The sequence below is a fragment of the Capnocytophaga sp. oral taxon 335 str. F0486 genome (assembly GCF_000277665.1).
Lineage (GTDB): Bacteria > Bacteroidota > Bacteroidia > Flavobacteriales > Flavobacteriaceae > Capnocytophaga > Capnocytophaga ochracea.
Genome location: NZ_AKFR01000029.1, coordinates 13,919 through 32,676 on the forward strand (window position 1 = coordinate 13,919; position 18,758 = coordinate 32,676).

The 18,758-nt window shown below is 37.8% G+C and carries 17 protein-coding genes; 15 read left to right on the forward strand and 2 right to left on the reverse strand.

The window, feature by feature from the left end; all coding sequences use genetic code 11:
• Nucleotides 1-6: 6 nt before the first annotated feature.
• The 5 genes from HMPREF1320_RS05785 (at nt 7) to lpdA (ending at nt 5,221) form a co-directional block, all read left to right on the forward strand.
• Complete coding sequence (locus tag HMPREF1320_RS05785; protein ID WP_009417854.1) at nt 7-930, forward strand: DNA adenine methylase; 924 nt, start codon at nt 7-9, stop codon at nt 928-930.
• Complete coding sequence (locus HMPREF1320_RS05790) at nt 927-1,448, forward strand: PD-(D/E)XK nuclease superfamily protein (protein ID WP_009417824.1); 522 nt, start codon at nt 927-929, stop codon at nt 1,446-1,448. The genes HMPREF1320_RS05785 and HMPREF1320_RS05790 overlap by 4 nt, the downstream gene beginning before the upstream one ends.
• Entirely contained in the window at nt 1,448-2,245 is a 798-nt protein-coding gene (locus tag HMPREF1320_RS05795; RefSeq protein ID WP_009417870.1) for a DNA-methyltransferase, read from the forward strand. The genes HMPREF1320_RS05790 and HMPREF1320_RS05795 overlap by 1 nt, the downstream gene beginning before the upstream one ends.
• Entirely contained in the window at nt 2,242-3,318 is a 1,077-nt protein-coding gene (locus tag HMPREF1320_RS05800; protein ID WP_009417865.1) for an AI-2E family transporter, read from the forward strand. The genes HMPREF1320_RS05795 and HMPREF1320_RS05800 overlap by 4 nt, the downstream gene beginning before the upstream one ends.
• Before the next feature lie 505 nt (nt 3,319-3,823).
• Complete coding sequence (gene lpdA, locus HMPREF1320_RS05805) at nt 3,824-5,221, forward strand: dihydrolipoyl dehydrogenase (RefSeq protein ID WP_009417852.1); 1,398 nt, start codon at nt 3,824-3,826, stop codon at nt 5,219-5,221.
• Nucleotides 5,222-5,412: 191 nt separating this feature from the next.
• Here the strand turns inward: lpdA and recO are convergent, their stop codons facing one another.
• Nucleotides 5,413-6,129, reverse strand: coding sequence for a DNA repair protein RecO (gene recO / locus HMPREF1320_RS05810; RefSeq protein ID WP_034554250.1), 717 nt, complete (start codon nt 6,127-6,129; stop codon nt 5,413-5,415).
• Between the two features lie 723 nt (nt 6,130-6,852).
• On the opposite strand from recO, the gene rlmD reads away from it, so the two are divergent.
• From rlmD to HMPREF1320_RS05840, 6 genes are all read left to right on the forward strand, one after another.
• A complete protein-coding gene (gene rlmD, locus HMPREF1320_RS05815; RefSeq protein ID WP_009417835.1) occupies nt 6,853-8,268 on the forward strand; it encodes a 23S rRNA (uracil(1939)-C(5))-methyltransferase RlmD in 1,416 nt (471 codons plus the stop codon).
• On the forward strand, nt 8,255-8,884 hold the full coding sequence (locus tag HMPREF1320_RS05820; RefSeq protein ID WP_009417867.1) for an endonuclease III domain-containing protein: 630 nt from the start codon (nt 8,255-8,257) through the stop codon (nt 8,882-8,884). The genes rlmD and HMPREF1320_RS05820 overlap by 14 nt, the downstream gene beginning before the upstream one ends.
• The gene (gene bioA, locus HMPREF1320_RS05825) at nt 8,881-10,158 is read left to right on the forward strand and encodes an adenosylmethionine--8-amino-7-oxononanoate transaminase (RefSeq protein WP_009417818.1); all 1,278 of its coding nucleotides are present in this window, start codon (nt 8,881-8,883) and stop codon (nt 10,156-10,158) included. Before HMPREF1320_RS05820 ends, bioA begins: the two co-directional genes overlap by 4 nt.
• Before the next feature lie 210 nt (nt 10,159-10,368).
• Nucleotides 10,369-12,435: an alpha-L-fucosidase gene (locus tag HMPREF1320_RS05830; RefSeq protein ID WP_034554252.1), complete on the forward strand. Its 2,067-nt coding sequence runs from the start codon at nt 10,369-10,371 to the stop codon at nt 12,433-12,435.
• A gap of 4 nt (nt 12,436-12,439) precedes the next feature.
• Nucleotides 12,440-13,315 (forward strand): CPBP family intramembrane glutamic endopeptidase, encoded by an 876-nt coding sequence (locus tag HMPREF1320_RS05835; protein ID WP_009417821.1) that lies wholly within the window; start codon nt 12,440-12,442, stop codon nt 13,313-13,315.
• Nucleotides 13,316-13,455: 140 nt separating this feature from the next.
• A complete protein-coding gene (locus tag HMPREF1320_RS05840) occupies nt 13,456-13,803 on the forward strand; it encodes a hypothetical protein (protein ID WP_009417820.1) in 348 nt (115 codons plus the stop codon).
• 67 nt (nt 13,804-13,870) lie between these two features.
• On the opposite strand, the gene HMPREF1320_RS05845 is transcribed toward HMPREF1320_RS05840, so the two are convergent.
• The gene (locus HMPREF1320_RS05845) at nt 13,871-14,620 is read right to left on the reverse strand and encodes an SAM-dependent methyltransferase (protein WP_009417876.1); all 750 of its coding nucleotides are present in this window, start codon (nt 14,618-14,620) and stop codon (nt 13,871-13,873) included.
• Between the two features lie 71 nt (nt 14,621-14,691).
• Here HMPREF1320_RS05845 and HMPREF1320_RS05850 point away from each other — a divergent pair, with 71 nt between their 5' ends.
• The 4 genes from HMPREF1320_RS05850 (at nt 14,692) to HMPREF1320_RS05865 (ending at nt 18,757) form a co-directional block, all read left to right on the forward strand.
• On the forward strand, nt 14,692-15,675 hold the full coding sequence (locus tag HMPREF1320_RS05850) for a hypothetical protein (RefSeq protein WP_009417853.1): 984 nt from the start codon (nt 14,692-14,694) through the stop codon (nt 15,673-15,675).
• A gap of 236 nt (nt 15,676-15,911) precedes the next feature.
• Nucleotides 15,912-16,679 (forward strand): alpha/beta fold hydrolase, encoded by a 768-nt coding sequence (locus HMPREF1320_RS05855; RefSeq protein ID WP_009417814.1) that lies wholly within the window; start codon nt 15,912-15,914, stop codon nt 16,677-16,679.
• A 29-nt stretch (nt 16,680-16,708) separates the two neighbouring features.
• On the forward strand, nt 16,709-17,737 hold the full coding sequence (locus HMPREF1320_RS05860; RefSeq protein ID WP_009417817.1) for a quinone-dependent dihydroorotate dehydrogenase: 1,029 nt from the start codon (nt 16,709-16,711) through the stop codon (nt 17,735-17,737).
• Between the two features lie 165 nt (nt 17,738-17,902).
• Nucleotides 17,903-18,757, forward strand: coding sequence for a YicC/YloC family endoribonuclease (locus HMPREF1320_RS05865; protein WP_002672596.1), 855 nt, complete (start codon nt 17,903-17,905; stop codon nt 18,755-18,757).
• Nucleotide 18,758: the final 1 nt, after the last annotated feature.

Sequence of the window (18,758 nt, forward strand, 5' to 3'; positions counted from 1 at the left end):
TTAGGAATGAGAGAAAATATAAATTATATTGCCAAGCCTTTTTTGAAATGGGCAGGAGGCAAAACACAACTCATAGAACAGATTAAAAACAACTTACCCAAAATTGTTTTTAAAGAGAAGTTCACCTACATAGAACCTTTTGTAGGGAGTGGTGCTGTGTTATTTTGGTTGCTCAGTGAGTTTCCTAATATGAAAAAAGCAGTTATCAATGATATTAACAAAGAATTGATAGATACTTATAAAGCCATTGCTGAAAATCCTGAACAGCTAATTGCTATTCTTAATAGTCTGCAAATAGAATATCACGCTTTGGAAGAGCAACAAGAGGCTAAAAAGGCATACTATTACCAAAAAAGAGCTTTATTCAATAGCAAATGTGAAGAAAAGGTAATGCAATCAGCTCTATTTATATTCTTAAATCGCACTTGTTTTAATGGTCTGTATCGAGTAAACAGTAAAAATGAGTTTAATGTACCTATAGGTAGCTACAAGCGTCCTATGATTTGTGATAAAGAGAATATTTTAGCAGTAAGCAAGGCTTTGCAAAAGGTAGAAATTATTTGTGGAGACTTTGAGGAAACTATTCATTATACCAAAGAAAATACTTTATTTTATTTCGACCCTCCCTATAAACCTTTGAGTGAAACCTCTAATTTTAATGCTTATGCAAAAGATAATTTTGATGATAGTGAACAAATTCGCTTAAGAGATTTCTGCCATAAACTCAATAACTTGAATCATTATTGGATACTGAGCAACTCAGATGTAAAAGGAAAAGACGAAAACAACCATTTCTTTGATGATCTATATGTAGACTTTACAATAAAGCGCGTATTAGCCAAAAGAACTATCAATGCCAATCCTAAAAAACGAGGGGCGTTAAATGAATTATTAATTAACAACTATACTAATAATTTTTTAAATATATGATTTACGGAGGAAAAGGAGGAGGAAATACAAAAACAGGTTTAGTTTTTGAAGGTAAAACTGATTTAGCAGAATTTTTAAACTCCCAAAATGACTATGAAGTAAAAGAAAATAATGTTTTTTACAAAGGAGAACTTGTTGGAAGAATTTTTAAAAAATACGGTTTTTATAAATTTCTTGAAGAGTTAGATATTGATTGGAAACAATTAATATCTAAGAGGTTGTTACCTGATGATAGTATATTTGTAATCATAGCAAATACATTATTCATAATTGAATGCAAATTCCAACAAGTAGCAGGGTCAGTAGATGAAAAATTGCAAACTTGTGATTTTAAAAGAAAACAATACCAAAAACTTTTATCAAAAGCAAATATAGAAGTAGAATATATTTATTTATTAAGTGATTGGTTTAGAAAGCCTGAATACAAAGATGTTTTAAATTATATTCATAGTGTACATTGTTATTATTTCTTTGAGTATATTCCATTAATAAAATTAGGCTTACCTGTTCCTGAATAATGCTTACCCCCTATTTCAAATCCCAAGACAAATCCTTCTACCTCCTTCACGGAGATACGATGAAACTGTTACCACAGTTTCATCGTAAGTTTGATATGGTCTTTGCCGATCCTCCTTACTTTTTATCAAACGGAGGACTTACTGTAAATAATGGTGAGATTGTAAGTGTTAATAAAGGTGATTGGGATAAATCAAAAGGAATAGCTTTTATAAATGATTTTAATAGGCAATGGCTTACTTTAATACGTGAAGTGATGAAAGAAGAGGCTACTATTTGGATTAGTGGTACAATGCATAACATCTTTTCAATAGGACAAATACTTACTGAATTAGGCTTTAAAATACTTAATATTATTACTTGGGAGAAAACTAATCCTCCTCCTAACTTCTCTTGTAGATACTTTACTCATTCTACAGAGCAAATCATTTGGGCAAGAAAAGAAGAAAAAACGCCTCATTACTTCAATTACGAACTAATGAAAGAACTGAATGGCAACAAGCAAATGAAAGATGTATGGCGTTTCCCCGCTATTGCTCCTTGGGAAAAGTCGTGTGGCAAACACCCTACTCAAAAACCCTTGTCAGTACTAACAAGGCTTATTTTAGCTTCTACCAAACCTGACGCTTGGATATTAGATCCTTTTACAGGTAGCTCAACCACAGGTATTGCTGCTAATTTACAAGGACGAAAGTTCGTAGGTATTGATAGAGAAAAAGACTTTTTAGAACTGAGTAAACTTAGAAAATTAGAAATAGAAAAGAAAGAGATATTTGTAAAATATAAAAACCGTTTATGAACTCAAAAGAAATAGCAAATGGTATATTGCGTGCCGTAGGGATTATTGTATTGGTAGCGTTAGGGCTCTACACCCTTTACTTACTGCAATCTATTATCATTTACCTCATTGTATCGTTGGTACTGACGCTGATGGGCAAACCACTTATACAGTTTTTCTACAAAAAACTGAAAATAAAAAACCGAACCTTATGTGTGGTTCTTACAATGTTATTGTTCGTGGTATTGAGCCTTGGGGTATTCAGTTTATTTATCCCTTTGCTTATTTCGCAAGGCAAAAACCTATCAAGTCTTAATATAGACTTGCTAAAGGACAACCTCGACGCCCTCCTCCACCAAACTCTTAGCAAGGTCGGACTTCAGAGAGAAGATTACTCTTTTGGAGTACAAGAGATGTTGAATTTTATCGATATTCCTAACTTCCTAAACTCTTTTATCTCGTTTATCAGTAGTTTTGGGGTAGGATTCTTCTCGGTACTTTTTATTACCTTCTTCTTTATGAAAGACGGTGACAGAATACTTATCGCATTGCTTTCTATTTTCTCTCCTAAACGCAAACGCAAACTTAAAACCTCTATTTTCAAAATAAACAACCTATTGTCGCGTTATTTTGTAGGATTAATGCTACAGCTTACTATTCTTTTTATAATTTACACCATAGTATTGCTTATTTTCGGAGTAGAAAATGCCTTTATCATAGCCCTTTTATGTGCTTTACTGAACCTTATTCCTTATATAGGTCCGATGATAGGTTTTATACTAATGGCTTTACTTACAATGAGTAGCAACCTACAAAACGATTTTATGACGGTAAGTCTGCCTACTACTATCTATGTGTTGATAGGGTTTATAATAGGTCAGTTTATTGATAATTTCTTTTCTCAACCGCTTATTTTCTCTAATTCAGTAAAATCTACTGCCTTAGAGATTTTCCTCATTACCCTTATCAGTGGTACGCTTTTCGGGATAACAGGAATGGTAGTGGCTATTCCCGCCTATACGGTACTGAAAGTAGTATTAAAAGAGTTTTTCCCGAACAACAAGATTGTAGAACTTCTCACTAAAAATATATAGCTATGCCCCCTCTTACTCTCTTCATTTTAAATTAGACAAATGGTGATAAACTCCGATTTTTAGGAAAAGATTGAACGAACAAAAGACGGTGCGAGCCGCACGGGCAGTCGTAGCACGACAGGCAGATAATGAAAAGACAAATAATGAATGAACGAACAATGGACGAACAATGAACGAACAAAAGACGAACAATGAACGAACAAAAGACGAACAATGAACGAAGCTAAACTGAAGCTAAGACAAAGCTATAATCTTAGAAAAGTGAATACTAATTGCTTTTTTAAGGTAATAAAACTTTGGAAAAAACGCAATGATTTTAGAGTTTTTATGATTTTTAAACTTCAATAAAGTAAATGAGATTTACTTCGGACAATCAGGATTTAAATAGCTATTATTCAAACATATAAAATTACATATAAATAAAAAAGTGATTAAAATAGTTTTTATTCAAAATATTATTCGTAACTTTGTAGCCTAATATCAAACTTGATAAATTTTAAAAGAAATGAGTAAATACGACGTTATTGTATTAGGAAGTGGTCCTGGTGGGTATGTTACTGCCATTCGCGCTTCTCAATTAGGGTTTAAAACCGCTGTTATTGAAAAAGAAAACCTCGGTGGTATTTGTTTGAACTGGGGTTGTATTCCTACGAAAGCTTTGTTAAAATCAGCGCAAGTGTTTGAATACCTAAAGCACGCTGAGAACTATGGTATCACCGTAAAAAAAGAGTCTTTTGACAAAGATTTTTATGCGGTTATCAAACGTAGCCGCGAGGTAGCTGCTACAATGAGCAAAGGGGTGCAGTTCTTGATGAAAAAGAACAAAATAGATGTAATAATGGGCTATGGTACCCTAAAAGCTGGCAAAAAAGTAGACGTAAAAGATAAAGATGGCAAAGTAACTGAATACAGTGCTGACCACATTATTATTGCTACTGGAGCACGTTCACGCGAGTTGCCTGCTTTACCTCAAGACGGCAAGAAAATTATCGGTTACCGCCAAGCACTTACGCTCCCTGAGCAACCTAAGAAAATGATTGTGGTAGGTAGTGGGGCTATCGGTATTGAGTTTGCTTACTTCTATAACGCTATGGGTACTGAAGTAACCATCGTAGAGTTTATGCCTAATATTGTTCCTGTGGAAGATGAGGATATCTCTAAACAATTAGAAAAGAGCCTTACAAAATCAGGTATCAATATTATGACTTCGGCTGAGGTAACCAAAGTAGATACTTCTGGCAAAGGTGTAAAAGCATTTGTAAAAACAGCCAAAGGCGAAGAAGTTTTAGAAGCTGATATCTTGCTTTCAGCAGTAGGTATCAAAACAAATATTGAAAATATCGGTTTGGAAGCGGTAGGTATCAAAACTGAACGCGATAAAATCCTCGTGAATGAATTCTACCAAACTAATGTTCCTGGTTATTACGCTATTGGTGACGTAGTTCCTGGTCAAGCCTTAGCACACGTAGCTTCAGCGGAAGGTATTATTTGCGTTGAAAAGATTAAAGGAATGCACGTAGAACCACTTAACTATGGTAATATTCCTGGTTGTACTTACTGCACTCCTGAAATTGCTTCAGTAGGTCTGACCGAAAAACAAGCTAAAGAAAAAGGCTATGAAATAAAAGTAGGTAAGTTCCCATTCACTGCCTCAGGAAAAGCAAATGCAGCGGGTACTACTGAAGGCTTCATAAAAGTAATCTTTGATGCTAAATATGGCGAATGGTTAGGTTGCCATATGATTGGCGCCGGCGTTACTGATATGATTGCTGAAGCGGTAGTAGCTCGTAAATTGGAAACTACAGGACACGAAATCATCAAAGCGGTACACCCACACCCTACAATGAGCGAAGGTGTAAAAGAAGCAGTAGCAGCTGCTTATGGTGAAGCTATCGACATTTAATATTTTTGTTCCAATAAATTCATAAACGCAAGAAACTCCAAGTAAAAAAGATTTTACTTGGAGTTTTTTTATTAGTGTAAGTTTGAGATAAGAAATCTAACAGACTGTTAGTTACAATTAACTTTGGCTAAGTTTAAAACTTTAGCTAAGTGTGGGAGTAAAAAACAGTATTGTATTATGTTGTAATAGTGCTAAAAGAGCGTTTGTAGCACCTCTAATGATTTTATTTGTCTAAAATTGGGGAAGTGCCATTCGTAGTATTTAAGCAGTTGAAAAAGCAATGCATTGCGCTCGTTCTTATTGCTTTTAACGGTTGATAACTGAGGATAATCGGTGTGTAGGAGGGCTTTGAATAGCAACAAGGTAGCGCCTGTAATGGTGTATTTGCTTTCATCGGTAGTACTGAAAATGCCGTCTTCCAACGAAAAGGAGGGCAAATGCTCGTGAGTGGTATCGGGGTAAAAGCCGAGATAGCGAGTGATATCAAGTAGAAACTTTAAGTGAAAATTTGCAGAGAAGTCGTTTCTATCAAAAAAGAGGAGCTTCTGTTCTAAAAACAAAAACATTTCTTCATCGGGAGCTTCAGATGTGCAAACAAAAGCACATACTTCGGAAAGAAACATACTTACAGCACTCTTGTAAATATCAGTATGTAACGAGTAATAAGGGACGGCTATCTTAGCTTCCTTTACACGTCCTAACGTACCGTTATTTTTATGGGTAGCCACCAATTCTAACAGCATAAAAGGCTGAAAAAGGGCTGTTTTTAAGTTCCCTTTCTTCTGTGCTAAAACGCCTTGTAACAAATAGCTACGAGTACCCATCGTTTGAGTGAAACACTTCACTATAAGACTGTTATCGCTGTATTTGAGACTTGAAATAACTATGACTCGGACTTTATCGTACATATTTCTTCTATAAATAGCGTTGCAAAAATACAAAAAAGACTTCAATAGGACGTAATTGATGATATAAATGAAAGGTAATGCAAATAATATCAATGAGAAAATTAGAAAATTAGAGAATTAGTAAATGGGGTACGAGCTTGAGTTAGAGGAATGAGGCTGTGCCTTGTGAAGTAACTTTTTGGAACATTAACTTTGGCAAAGGTCGTAGCACGACGGGCAATAGAAAATTAGAGAATTAGGAAATTAGCAAATGGGTAGTGATAAAAAAGTTTTTTTGACGGGGCTGACTTGTCGGACAAATTGGACTAGTCTGAGTTATCGGAGGAAAACGAAAAATATAAAAAGTGAGTTGGAAGGATTTTTGGTGAAAAAAGGGTGTAAGAAGGGTGGGGTTAGCTTATAGAGAGCTTATAGGAAGCTTATACGAATCTTGGACGATTGGTATAGAGAGGGTATATAAGTAATTGATTCATAATATAATACAACAACGTCAAAAATGCTAAAAACGGGGTTTCGAGGCGAAAGAAAAGGAATCCTCACCCCGTCCCTCTCCCAAGGAGAGGGGGATATAGCGACGGAAAGAGAATGGGCGGGTTGGGAAATTAGAGAATTAGTGAATTAGGAAATTAGTAGGTTAGTGGGAATATTGGAGAATCTTGGAGGGAGTTTGAATATAATGAGAGCATTTGTAATTCGCAATTATTTTGTACCTTTGCACCCATAATGAGCAAAAATAAGCATATAACCATTGAAAATGTAACCGTGATTGATGCAGGAGCCAAAGGCAAAAGCATCGCTAAAGCCCCTGACGGACGTGTGATATTTATAAGTAACGCTATTCCTGGTGATGTAGTAGATGTGCAGACCACCAAGAAGAAATCGGCTTATTATGAAGGTTTTGTAACTAAATATCACCAACTATCAGAACAACGAGTAACGCCCGTATGTTCTCACTTCGGCTATTGTGGCGGTTGCAAATGGCAAGATATGAACTACCAAAGTCAGCTATTTTACAAGCAGAAAGAAGTAGAAAACAACTTAGTACGGTTGGGCAGGATAGAAATTCCTGCTGTAATGCCTATCATAGGCTCTGACGAAACTTATTACTACCGCAACAAAATGGAGTTTTCTTTTTCGGATATGCGCTGGCTCACTCCCGATGAAATTAAGAAAGCCGACGAAATAAACAATCGGAATGCCTTAGGTTTTCACATAGCAGGAGCTTGGGACAAGATTTTGGACATAGACAAATGTTACTTGCAAGCCGACCCTTCTAACGCGATACGCTTGGAGATAAAGCGTTTTGCCTTGGCGAACGAAATGCCTTTTTATAGTCCGAGGCAACAAACAGGCTTATTGCGTACTATGATGATACGCATTAGCTCCATTGGACAAATAATGGTAGTGATACAGTTTTTCCGCAACGACCCTAAAATCACACTGCTCCTCGACCATATTGCAGAGACATTCCCGATGATTACCTCTTTGCAATACTGTATCAATAGCAAAGGCAACGATGCTATTTATGACCAAGAACTTATTTGCTATAAAGGTACTGACTGTATTTATGAGGAAATGGAAGGGTTGCGATTTAAAATCAATGCCAAGTCGTTTTACCAAACAAACTCAGCACAAGCGTACAAGCTGTACCAAGTAGCTCGTAACTTTGCCGATTTAAAGGGCGATGAATTAGTGTACGACCTTTATACGGGGACGGGCACTATTGCGCAATTTGTAGCCAAAAAAGCGAAAAAAGTGATAGGGGTAGAAGCTGTACCAGAAGCTATAACAGATGCCAAAGACAATGCTTTTGCCAATGGTATTGAGAATGTTACTTTTTACGTGGGAGATATGAAAAACATTTTCAACGACACTTTTATAGAAGAAAACGGCACCCCTGATGTGATTATCACCGACCCTCCTCGCGACGGTATGCACAAAGATGTAGTAGCTAAAATTCTTCAAATAGCCCCCAAAAAGATAGTATATGTAAGTTGCAATAGTGCAACGCAAGCGCGAGACCTTTCCTTGCTTGATGTAACTTATAAAGTAACCAAAATTCAGCCCGTGGATATGTTTCCACAAACCTACCACGTAGAGAATGTTGTATTATTAGAAAAGAGAAATGAAAAAAGCTGAAAAAGTAAACTTTATCATCGATACACTGGAAAGTATCTATCCTGAAATTACTATACCCCTACAACACAAAGACCCTTATACGCTACTGATAGCCGTACTCCTATCGGCACAAACTACCGATGCACGGGTGAACCAAATCACGCCTATTCTATTTAGCAAAGCGGACAATCCGTATGATATGGTACTACTTTCGGTAGACGAAATACAGGAGATTATCAGACCCTTAGGGCTTGCCCCTATGAAATCTAAAGGTATTCACGGGCTTTCCCAAATACTCATAGACAAATACAACGGTGAAGTTCCTCAAACCTTTGAGGCTTTAGAGGCTCTCCCCTCAGTAGGACATAAAACTGCCAGCGTTGTTCTTGCACAAGCCTTTGGTATTCCGACCTTCCCTGTTGATACCCATATACACCGACTGATGCACCGCTGGAAGCTTTCCGACGGTAGTTCGGTAGTGCAAACGGAGAAAGATGCCAAACGACTCTTCCCGAAAGAAAAATGGAACAAACTGCACGTGCAAATCATCTTGTACGGGCGCGAATACAGTCCGGCGAGAGGCTGGAATATGGAAAAAGATATTATAACCAAAACCATTATACAATCGAAAAAATGAATTTACAACAGCGAGACGAAAAACATTTGTGGCACCCGTATACCCAACATCAAACGGCTGCCAAACCTATCGGAATTGTGAAAGGGAAAGATGCTCTCCTTTGGGACGAGGACGGCAAAGAATACATAGATGCCATTGCCAGTTGGTGGGTGAACCCCTATGGGCATAGCAACGAACGATTAGCCCAAGCTGCCTACAAACAACTCACTCAATTAGAGCACGTGCTCTTTGGTGGCTTTACACACCGACCTGCAGTAGAGCTTGCTGAAAAGCTCATCAGTATCCTGCCTAAAAACCAACAGAAAGTATTCTTCTCGGACAACGGTTCGACAGCAGTGGAAGTAGGTATCAAGATGGCTTTACAATACTTTTTCAATAAAGGCGAGAAACGCTTTACGGTAGTTGCTTTTGAAGATGCATTTCACGGAGATACCTTTGCCGCTATGGCAGCTTCGGGTATTTCATTCTTTACTGATGCTTTTAAAGAACACTTGTTGAAAGTAGTGCGCATACCGTTACCCAAAAAAGGAAGCGATGAAGCTGCTAAAAAACTAAAAGAAGTGATTGCCGAACATCACCCTGCCGCCTTTATATTTGAAGCCTTAGTACAAGGAGCCTCAGGAATGCAAATCTACGAACCAGAAGCGTTAGACAAGCTGATTCATATCGCGCAAGAAAATGGTGTGATTACCATTGCCGACGAGGTAATGACAGGCTTCGGACGTACAGGACGCACTTTTGCTTCGGACTATCTCACTCATAAACCCGATATTATGTGCTTATCGAAAGCTCTTACAGGAGGAACGATTCCGCTTGCAGTAACTACTGCTACCCAAGAGATATTCGACGGTTTTTACAGTGAAGACGTGAACAAGGCTCTTTTCCACGGACATACCTTTACGGCAAACCCCACGGGCTGTGCGATTGCCTTAGAAGCTATTCGCATATTGGAAAGTGACGAAATGCAAGCCAACTTAAAACGTATTGCACGCCGTCATCAGGAGTTTTTAGCCCGTATTGCGAAATATCCATCGGTAGAGAATGCACGTACCTTAGGTGTTATTTTGGCATTCGACCTCAAAACCTCTCAAAATACTGACTACTACGGCTCATTCAGGGATAAACTGTACAACTTCTTCATCTCAGAAGGCGTAATACTGCGTCCGGTGGGAAATATTATCTACATTTTGCCCCCTTACATCATTACAGATGCTCAATTAGACCGAGTGTACGATGTTTTAGAAGAAGCGATAGAGAAGTTCTCTAATCAGTAAGAGGAAAGAAAAACACATTTAAGAGACTATTTTCATAAGAGAATAGTCTCTTTTTTATTTAGTAACACAAGAGAAAAGTTAAAATAATTTTATTGAGATATTAGTACGAGATGCAATCTTTAGAATTTTATTTTGATAGTAAGAAAATATTCTATATCTTTGCACCACTTATGAAAACTTTATAACAAAGAAGTTTAAATACTGTATACAATGAAAAAATTAGTCTTATTAGCCACCGCTTTATGTATGGTGGCTTGCAAAAGTATTGAAGCACCCAAGTCAGTGGGAGCTATTCCTTCCGCACGTCAGTTGCCGTGGCACGAGTTGGAATATTATGCTTTTATCCACTTCAATATGAACACCTTTACCGATATGGAATGGGGCACAGGTGGCGAAGACCCTGTTTTATTCAACCCTACTGAATTAGATGTAAATCAGTGGGTAAAAGTGATTAAAGACGCTGGTATGAAAGGCGTTATCATCACGGCTAAGCACCACGATGGTTTCTGCTTATGGCCATCAAAGTACACTGAGCACTCTGTAAAAAACTCACCTTGGAAAAACGGTAAAGGCGATGTTATAAAAGAGCTTTCAGAAGCCTGCCACAAAGCAGGACTTAAATTTGGAGTATATTTATCACCTTGGGATAGAAACCACGCTGAGTATGGCAGAGAAGCCTACGTAACCTATTTTCATAACCAACTACGAGAATTGCTTACCAATTACGGTGAAATATTTGAAGTATGGTTTGACGGTGCCAACGGTGGTTCAGGTTATTACGGTGGAGCTAACGAAACTCGTACTATTGATGCTCATACTTATTATCAGTGGGATAAAACATTTGCGATAGTACGCAAATTGCAGCCTAATGCTACTATCTTTGGTGATCAAGGTCCTGATATTCGCTGGATAGGTAATGAAAAAGGCTTTGGTACTGCTACTAACTGGAATCCTTTTACATCTAACCCTTCTCTACAAGGGAAAGATCACTTACATCATTTGGGTGAAGGTGATGAAAATGGTAAAAACTGGATTCCTGCCGAAGCTGATGTATCTATTCGCCCAGGTTGGTATTACCACGCACAAGAGGACCACCAAGTGCGCCCATTAGAAAAAATGGTAGATATATACTACGCTTCAGTAGGTCGCGGGTACAACTTATTACTCAATCTCCCCGTAGATAGACGTGGCTTATTACACGAAAATGATATCCAAAGGTTGATGGAACTCAAAAAGGTTATAGAAGCAGACTTTACTCATAACCTAATGAATAATGCTAGCGTAAAAGCCTCTAACGAGCGCGGGAAACAGTATAAAGCAGATAAGATTTTAGATATTAATAAAAAAAACTATTGGGCAACAAAAGATAGAGTAATTACACCTTCATTAGAAATTAACTTTACACAACCTACAACTTTCAATCGTTTTATGGCACAAGAGTATATTTCGTTAGGACAACGTGTAAAGAAATTTAAGCTCGAATATGAGAAAGATGGTGTATGGGAAACTATTGAAGAACAGACAACCATAGGGTATAAACGCATATTGCGTTTTCCATCAATAACAGCTAGAAAGGTGCGTTTTAGTATTTTAGACAGTAAAGCTTCTCCTCTTATCAGCAATATCGGGGTATATAATGCACCATTACTATTACTAACCCCAAAAATAGAACGCAATAAAAAAGGAGAAGTAACCCTTACAGCTCCTGACACAGCCACTGAAATTTATTATACCTTAGACGGCAGTCAGCCTACTGAACAGTCGTTGCGTTATACAGCTTCTTTTCCTGTTACTCAGCCTACTTCTTTAAAATTTGTAGCCTATGACCGCAAGCAGCAATTGTACAGTGGAGTAGCTTCTTACGCATTGGATATCCCCAAAGCAAAGTGGAAAGTGTTATCTTCTGCTTCCTCTGATATCCAGAAAGTAATTGATGAGAAACCTAATACGTGGTTTGCTCAAGAAAAGGGCAATACACCCACTGCCATTACTATTGATTTGGGAGAGCTGTTAAACCTAAAAGGATTTACCTATTTGCCTTCACAGGACCGCTGGGCTGAAGGCACTATCAGTCATTACATTTTTGAAGTGAGTGCTGATAATGTTCATTGGAAGAAGCTAAGTGAGGGAGAATTTGGCAATATCAAGAACAATCCTATTGAACAACGCATTACTTTCCCTGCCGAGAAAGCCCGTTATATTAAGCTTACCGCTACCAAAACTGTAGATGATACCAATAGAGTATCATATGCCGAAATAGGTATTATTACACAATAAAGTTATGTATCTTAAAAACGGAAGATTATCACAAAGCCCTAAGTGGCTTTATATTATAGTTCCAACCCTGTTCTTTGCCTTTACAGGGTTGAACTTTTTAGCAGCACAGTTTTTTGATACTACTACACTTATACAGTCGGAAATTGCGCAAAAAGGAGAATTACAATTCTTGTTTGAGAACTTAGTTGTCTTTGCTATCTTCTTAGGGTTATTGTTACTATGGGTAAAGTTCATACATCGCCAGCCTTTGGTAGCACTTATTACGGCGCGACCTCGTATCAGTTGGAAGCGTTTTTGGTTTGCTTTCTTGTTGTGGGGAGGCGTAACCATAGGCATAACTTGTATCGACTACTTATTTTTTAACCCCGATGATTATATTTGGAATTTTCAGTGGATACCTTTCTTAAAACTACTCGTGATAGTAGTGCTATTCATTCCTTTGCAAACCGCTTTTGAAGAAATATTCTTTCGTGGCTACCTAATGCAAGGCTTAGGACTCGTAATGCGTAATGCGTGGGTTCCTTTGCTTTTTACCTCTATCACCTTCGGACTAATGCACATTGCCAACCCCGAGGTAGAAAAATTAGGATACAGCTTGCTTATCTATTACATAGGTACAGGCTTGTTCTTAGGTATCACTACCTTAATGGACGATGGCTTAGAGTTAGCCTTAGGTTTTCACACCGCCAACAACCTTTTTACAGCTCTTTTAGTAACTTCCGACTGGACAGTTTTCCAAGTTCCTTCCGTCTTGCGTGATGTCTCAGAACCCTCTTTAGGCTTCAGTGTATGGGCTCCTCTATTGCTCTGCTTCCCTCTTTTATTGTATATCTACGCCAAGAAATACCATTGGAAAGAGTGGAAAAAACACTTGTTATAAAAGAAAACTTAATTTTTTGTTAAAATAATTTCCTTCATATCATAATATTTCATATCTTTGCAACCGATTTTAAATAGCAAAAGGCGACACCCCGAAAAGCCTTTAACAGAGTAGGGAGTAATTTTAATTTTCAGTTTTTTATGGAAGAAAATACAACTTCAACACAAGAGCAATCTGTTTCTCAAGAACAGCAAACTGCTAAAGAAAACAACCCAACCATCATTATCCAAAACTCCTCTAAGAGCAACGGAATAGGCACCGCTGGTTTCGTATTAGCTTTAATAGCTGTATTCTTAGGTTGGGTTCCTGTTTTAGGGTGGATTATCTGGCTTTTAGGACTTGTTCTTTCAGGTGTAGGTGTTACTAAAACTCCTAAAGGATTAGCCATTGCAGGGCTTGTGCTCTCTTTAATTGGGCTTGTTATCCTTATTCTTTTAGCTACTGTTTTTGCAACAGCGGCAGCTGTTTCTTCAATGCCAGTACAATAAGAATTTACAAAAAAGGCTATCTGAGATTCTTCTCAGATAGCCTTTTTCTATAAAGTTACATATCATTTTAGCTCCCTATAATAAAAATAGTAGGTCTCTTCTGCACATCAATATTCGTTTTCTTCCAACGATGCACAGGGAGTGTTTTAATTTCTTCAGTAGAATGCGTAATATCACAAGCCACGCATAAAAGAGTATTAGCCTGTAATGTCTCTATCAAGTCAGTAAGCATCTGCTTATTGCGGTAAGGCGTTTCTATAAATAGTTGCGACTGTCCTTCTCGTGCTTTGCGCTCTAAGGTTTTAAGTACCTTCTTTCGCTCTTGTTTATCAATAGGGAGATATCCGTTAAAAGCAAAATTCTGCCCATTAAGTCCACTCGCCATCATTGCCAATAACAGCGAAGAAGGTCCTACCAGCGGAATCACTTTCAGTCCTTTTTGGTGAGCCACCCGCACAATATCAGCTCCTGGGTCGGCTATCCCTGGGCAACCTGCCTCCGAGATAATCCCTATCGAGTGTCCTTCCATACAAGGGGTTAGGAAACTCTGATAGTCAGTATCCTGATGGTGCTTATCTATCACAACTATTTTTAAATCTGCTTGCACCTTGTCCGGAGTAACGAGCTTGATAAACTTCCTTGCCGACTTTTCGTTTTCTACTACAAAATAAGTAAGTGATTGCACTACATTTGCCACCTGTGCTGGCAATACATCAAGAGCTACACCCCCTAATAAGTTCGGTATTAAATAAATATTTCCCATCGTTGTTTGTATCAACATTACTAACAGATTGCAAAGGTATATTTTTTTCATCATACTTATAGTATTAAATGATTAATTATTTGTACCTTTGTCGCGTATATCTCAACAATCTATAATCACAACAAATGAAAAACATTCTCTCTTATAGTATCATTTTCTCGGTTATTACACTTATAAGCTGTAATAAAGACAGCAACAGCAATAACCTTTCTGAGCATTCCCAACAAATGCTACAACAAGCTATGCGCAATACCGAAGCAGGGCACGACACAAATTTTAGTGACAACACTCCCTTCATTTTCAATGGTTATAGTAATACTTCCAACAGATTGTTCGAAAAAGGAGGTAATATATCCATCGGGGCTGCCTTAAATTTTGCGTCTCTTAATCACGACAAAATCATTTATAAAAGTTGTTATTGGGGGCTTTATGGCAAAGAAGGCTACTGCAAGTACCCTAACGAAAACCGATATTTTGAATTGTACAACCTTTGGGGGGTGCTATTTTCTGAAAAGAACAATCAGAACCCTAACGCTTTGATAAATGTAAAAAACTTCCGCTTCTATGTGCTTTACAAAGGTGAAAACGTATGGCGGAGAGTTCATTTTCCTGAAACTGATATTACCGACCAAGCCCCTATCACGTGGGCGGCTACATATTATAAAGATATCGTAACAGAAGCAGGCAATGGGAAGATTAAAGTAATACAAGAAAAAAACTATTCCACTATCCCTATTGCCAAATCAGGAAAATACGACGGCAAATGGTATGATGCCAAAATATTAGTAAACCACTTTGGTTCTAAACTTATGAAACCTGTGGGAGAGTTCACCCCTAGCAAAGTCGAAGGCGTGTATATGCAAGTAGAGGTACGTCTCGACCCAAGTACCCCCAACGCCAAAGTAGGCATACAAGCTGGTATGGACGTCCGCCACGAAGGCATTAAAACTACTTACTATATAGCTTTTGGCTCTACCCGCATCGTTACTGTTGCCCCTCATTGGAAAACCGTTAATTGGGTAAACTACGCAGGCGGACAAGGAGCTGACGAAGGAGGCGTCGTACTGAGTAAAGAACGACTACTAAGCACCTCTTTTCCAAGAGAATAACCTCCTATTAAACAGCTCTAAAAAGCACTTTATCTCTCAAAACGAAATATATCTTATATAAAACGAAATTAGAATAGGGATTACTACCTTATATCATTCGTATAGCTTTTCTATATCTATCGTCCAAGATTCGTATAAGCATCCTATAAGCTTTCTATATCTATCTCTTAACTATCAAGCTTTTACAACAATAGCAAAACAAACCCAAAAAAGCACCTAACAAACTAATTATCAAAATGAAACAGTCTTTTTATCAAAAAGAAGGAAAAAGAAAGAATAAGACAATCGTCTTCCTTCACGGCTTTTTAGAAGATCATACTATATGGCAACCTATTACTAAAGCTCTCTCTACCGAATATTTCACACTATCCATCGACCTTTTAGGGCACGGGCAGACCCCCACTATCGCCCCAGTACACACAATGGAAATGATGGCAAACCAAGTAAACGATATCTTACTAAAAGAAGAAATAGAACATTGCACCATCGTGGGGCACTCAATGGGTGGGTATGTAGTCTTAGCTTTTGCCGAATTATTCAACAAAAAAACAGAAGGAATAGTATTGTTAAACTCCACTACCCTACCCGATTCCCCAGAGAAAAAAGTAAATAGAGACCGAGTGCTAAAAGTAATCGATAAAGAGAAAGAACTCTTCGTACGCACTGCCGTTACAAACCTATTTAGCGACGAAAACAAAACACTGATGAAACCCGCGCTCAACAAACTAATCGATATAGCAATGCACACCCCTAACGAAGGTATCAAAGCAGCTTCCTTAGGAATGAAACAACGCCCCGACCGCACTGAACTATTCGAACATCTAACCGCTAAAAAGCATATCATTATGGGTAAAAAAGACGCTCTTATCCCTTCCGATAGTTTGATAGCATTAGCCCAAAAAGCAGGTGCAAGTTATACCTTGCTTTCAGGCGGACATTTAGTATATATTGAGAACGAAGCCGAGACCATAGAAGCCTTGCGCAATTTTATGGCACAACCCTAATCTTAACCCTTTTTCTCAAATTCCAAGATATGTATAAGCTATTCATTCGCCCATTCCTTTTCAGTCTCGACCCCGAGAAAGCTCATCACTTTACATTTAAATACTTAAAGTTTATTCACAAAATCCCCTTAGTGCCTTTGCTCATTCGCAAAATATACAATGTGGAACACCCTTCTCTACATCGCGAAGTCTTTGGGCTACACTTCAAAAATCCCATAGGATTAGCCGCAGGTTTAGATAAAGATGCTAAATTGTACAAAGAGTTAGCCAATTTAGGTTTTGGTTTTATCGAAATCGGAACCATTACCCCTAAACCACAACTGGGGAACCCAAAAAAGCGATTGTTCAGACTCATAGAAGACCAAGGAATTATAAACCGTATGGGCTTTAACAACGAAGGAGTTGAAGCTGCTGTAAAGCGCCTTAAAAAGAATACCAATGTACTGATAGGAGGAAATATTGGTAAAAATAAAACCACCCCAAATGAAGAAGCCGTAAACGATTACCTGATTTGTTTTAAACAACTCTTTAATTATGTCGATTATTTTGTAGTAAATGTAAGCTCACCCAATACTCCAAATTTGCGTACATTACAAGAAAAAGAACCGCTTAAACAGCTTTTAAGCACTTTGCAAAACACAAACCTAACTCATAAAAACCCTAAGCCTATCCTCTTAAAAATCGCCCCTGACCTTACCGACGAACAACTGTTAGATATTATTGAAATCGTACAAGAAACTCATATTGCAGGCGTAATAGCTACCAACACCACGATTGGTAGAGAAGGGTTAGTATCCGATAATCAAAAAGAAACCGGCGGACTTAGTGGGAAACCTCTAAAAAATCGCTCCACTGAGGTAATACGTTTTCTAAGTGAAAAGAGCAACCACGCATTTCCCATCATTGGCGTTGGAGGAATATTTAGTGAAACCGATGTCCTCGAAAAGTTAGAAGCAGGAGCCTCACTTATCCAGCTCTATACAGGTTTCATTTACGAAGGTGCAGGTCTTATAAAGCGCATTAATAAACAGCTAATTGCTAATTCTAACCAACATTAGCATTATTTCCGTTATTTGTTATTTGCGATTCTTAATTCACCGATACAAATCAAACGTATTGATGAAATAAAAGTCTTGATGAAAATTTATAAACATACTCACCTCACAAATATTGTCAATTACTAATTATTTTATACCTTTGCACTTATTTTCAAAAACGATATTATGATACAGTCAATGACAGGCTTTGGCAAGAGTGTACTATCTCTCACCGATAAACATATTAGTATAGAAATCAAATCTCTAAACAGTAAGAGTATTGATATCAATACACGTATTCCGCAAGCGTATCGCGAAAAAGAACTCGATTTCCGTAAACTCATTGCTGAGCAGCTCTTACGCGGGAAAGTAGATTTTAGTATCTTTGTAGAAAATACAGGCACACAAACACCCTCTAAAATCAATCCTAATATCGTAAAATCCTATATCGAGCAAATGCGTGCCATTGTTGATGGTGACCTTACCGAACTGCTAAAAATGGCAGTACGTATGCCCGATGCCTTACAAACCACCACCGAAAGTGTTTCCGAAGAAGAACTTTCAGCTATTTTCGAACATATCAGCCTCGCCATTACCGATTTGCAATCCTTCCGCATTCAAGAAGGTAAAGTTTTAGAAAAAGACTTCGTTTTGCGTATTAGTAACATCGATAGCTTACTGCAAGAGGTACAAGCTCTCGACAGTGAACGCTTAGCGCTCATTCGCGAACGCTTGGAAAAAGCGGTAGCTGATATCCAGAGTGTAGATGCCAACCGCTTTGAGCAAGAACTCATTTTCTACTTAGAAAAATTGGACATCACAGAAGAAAAAATCCGACTCAAAAAACACTTAGACTATTTTCTCGAAACCCTTCACAGCGAAGATTCTAACGGACGTAAATTGAGTTTTATTGCACAAGAAATAGGCAGAGAAATCAATACCTTAGGTTCAAAAGCTAACTTCGCCCCTATGCAACAGTTAGTAGTCCAAATGAAAGACGAACTCGAAAAGATTAAAGAACAAGTCCTAAACGTATTATAAC

Bases quoted from the DNA above. Each gene is read 5' to 3' on its own strand.
- HMPREF1320_RS05785 (WP_009417854.1), top strand. From the start codon at position 7: ATGAGAGAAAATATAAATTATATTGCCAAGCCTTTTTTGAAATGGGCA.
- HMPREF1320_RS05790 (WP_009417824.1), top strand. From the start codon at position 927: ATGATTTACGGAGGAAAAGGAGGAGGAAATACAAAAACAGGTTTAGTT.
- HMPREF1320_RS05795 (WP_009417870.1), top strand. From the start codon at position 1,448: ATGCTTACCCCCTATTTCAAATCCCAAGACAAATCCTTCTACCTCCTT.
- HMPREF1320_RS05800 (WP_009417865.1), top strand. From the start codon at position 2,242: ATGAACTCAAAAGAAATAGCAAATGGTATATTGCGTGCCGTAGGGATT.
- lpdA (WP_009417852.1), top strand. From the start codon at position 3,824: ATGAGTAAATACGACGTTATTGTATTAGGAAGTGGTCCTGGTGGGTAT.
- recO (WP_034554250.1), bottom strand. From the start codon at position 6,129: ATGTACGATAAAGTCCGAGTCATAGTTATTTCAAGTCTCAAATACAGC.
- rlmD (WP_009417835.1), top strand. From the start codon at position 6,853: ATGAGCAAAAATAAGCATATAACCATTGAAAATGTAACCGTGATTGAT.
- HMPREF1320_RS05820 (WP_009417867.1), top strand. From the start codon at position 8,255: ATGAAAAAAGCTGAAAAAGTAAACTTTATCATCGATACACTGGAAAGT.
- bioA (WP_009417818.1), top strand. From the start codon at position 8,881: ATGAATTTACAACAGCGAGACGAAAAACATTTGTGGCACCCGTATACC.
- HMPREF1320_RS05830 (WP_034554252.1), top strand. From the start codon at position 10,369: ATGAAAAAATTAGTCTTATTAGCCACCGCTTTATGTATGGTGGCTTGC.
- HMPREF1320_RS05835 (WP_009417821.1), top strand. From the start codon at position 12,440: ATGTATCTTAAAAACGGAAGATTATCACAAAGCCCTAAGTGGCTTTAT.
- HMPREF1320_RS05840 (WP_009417820.1), top strand. From the start codon at position 13,456: ATGGAAGAAAATACAACTTCAACACAAGAGCAATCTGTTTCTCAAGAA.
- HMPREF1320_RS05845 (WP_009417876.1), bottom strand. From the start codon at position 14,620: ATGATGAAAAAAATATACCTTTGCAATCTGTTAGTAATGTTGATACAA.
- HMPREF1320_RS05850 (WP_009417853.1), top strand. From the start codon at position 14,692: ATGAAAAACATTCTCTCTTATAGTATCATTTTCTCGGTTATTACACTT.
- HMPREF1320_RS05855 (WP_009417814.1), top strand. From the start codon at position 15,912: ATGAAACAGTCTTTTTATCAAAAAGAAGGAAAAAGAAAGAATAAGACA.
- HMPREF1320_RS05860 (WP_009417817.1), top strand. From the start codon at position 16,709: ATGTATAAGCTATTCATTCGCCCATTCCTTTTCAGTCTCGACCCCGAG.
- HMPREF1320_RS05865 (WP_002672596.1), top strand. From the start codon at position 17,903: ATGATACAGTCAATGACAGGCTTTGGCAAGAGTGTACTATCTCTCACC.